Below are 1,547 nucleotides of genomic sequence, written 5' to 3'. Positions count from 1 at the left end.
GGACAAAGCCGTTCGCTGCCGTGGAAGCGCAGGCCTGAGGCGTCGCGTCTCCTGGCTGATGTCACCGGCAGGGATCGTGGCTTCGATGCTGTGGTGATCGGCGAGCCCGCTCGCGCGTTCTACGGGCCGCAGTTCGCGCTCACTTTCCCGGTGCTCACGCACTATGGAGTTGGCTTGTGGGTGCCTGAGGTTGGCGGAGCGGTCGACCCCGGCTCCGAGGCGCACGACCTGGTGATGACTCTGTTTGGCGGTATGAGTAAGGGGGAGCGCGCACGAATCCAGATGCGAGTCCGTACGGCGATGTCGGCACTCGCGCAGGACACGTCCCGATACCTCGGTGGTCGACCACCCTACGGTTATCGGCTCGTCGATGCCGGCCCGCACCCGAACCCCGCCAAGGCAAGTCTCGGGCAGCGACTTCATCGCCTCGAACCGGACCCCGTGACGTCGCCGGTCGTCGAGCGGATCTACCGCTTGTACGCCGACGGCGCGGGCCTGCGCTACATAGCGCAACGGCTCACCGACGATGGTGTGCCGTCACCGAGCCAGTATGACCCGGCGCGGAATCGTCACCGTGACCCGCGAGGCTGGTCTCATTCGGCGATCCGCGCCATATTGGACAACCCGGCATACACCGGTGTTCGAGTTTGGGGCAAGCAGGAGAAATACGAGGTCCTAGTCAACCCTGACGATGTCGCTGCTGGGTACGAGACGCGGATGCGGTGGCGTGATCAGTCAGACTGGATCGCACCGGACCGCCGCACGCACGAAGCACTGATCTCCGACGATTTGGCTCAGGCTGTTCGTCTTCGTATCCAGGCGCGGCGTGGTCCCGGTCTTGTCTGCAGCAGAGAATCGGCAGTGCCGTATGCGCTGCGCGGGCTGCTGTTTTGCGCCGCATGTGGCCGGCGGATGCAGGGCGCTGCCCGCGCCGGAAAACAGACAACACGGATCCTTTACCGTTGTGAGCTGGGTAAGGCGCGTTCGGTACCCATGGACCTGATCGATCACCCGCGCACCGTTTATCTCCGCGAGGACGCGCTGACGCCCCGGCTCGATGAATGGATCGCCAGCCTTGCCGACCCCGAAGACCTGGCGCGGGGGCAAGAGGTGGACCCGGTAGCCGGAGCTGGCCACGCGGCCTTGCAGCGCCAGCTCAGCGAGGCGAATGGCAAGGTTGCCGCTCTCATCGCGGCACTGGAGTCCGGCGTAGCCGTTGAAGACTTGACTGCTGCATTGCATCGTCGCAGTGCGGAGCGTGACGAGCTGAAGACCCGCCTTGAGCAAGCCGAGCGACCAAGCGTCATGTCTGCGACGCAGATTAGCGAGTTGGTCGAGGAGTTGGGTGGGCTGTCAGCGGTGCTTGGTGAGGCAACCGGGTCCGAACGTGCCCAGGTGTACGCAAGCCTGGGCCTGCGTCTGGATTACGACCCGCATCTTCAGCGAGTCACGGCGACTGCCGACTTGAGTCGTGTCGCCGGACGTGTCCGAGGGGGTGCGTGAGTTCACGACATCGTTCACAGCTGTCTCGGGACATCGTTTACACC

General features: G+C 64.6%; 1 protein-coding gene. It reads left to right on the top strand.

Annotation, left to right across the window (positions count from 1 at the left end; genetic code table 11):
- The coding region (locus tag WAN71_RS10065; protein WP_422225194.1) for a recombinase family protein at positions 1-1,503 on the top strand (1,503 nt) is incomplete at its 5' end.
- Positions 1,504-1,547 lie beyond the last annotated feature (44 nt).

The sequence above is a fragment of the Mycobacterium sp. genome (genome assembly GCF_049280035.1).
Taxonomy (GTDB): Bacteria; Actinomycetota; Actinomycetes; order Mycobacteriales; family Mycobacteriaceae; genus Mycobacterium.
The sequence above is the reverse complement of the archived record's forward strand: the minus strand, read 5'-3'. Positions and strand labels throughout refer to the sequence as shown.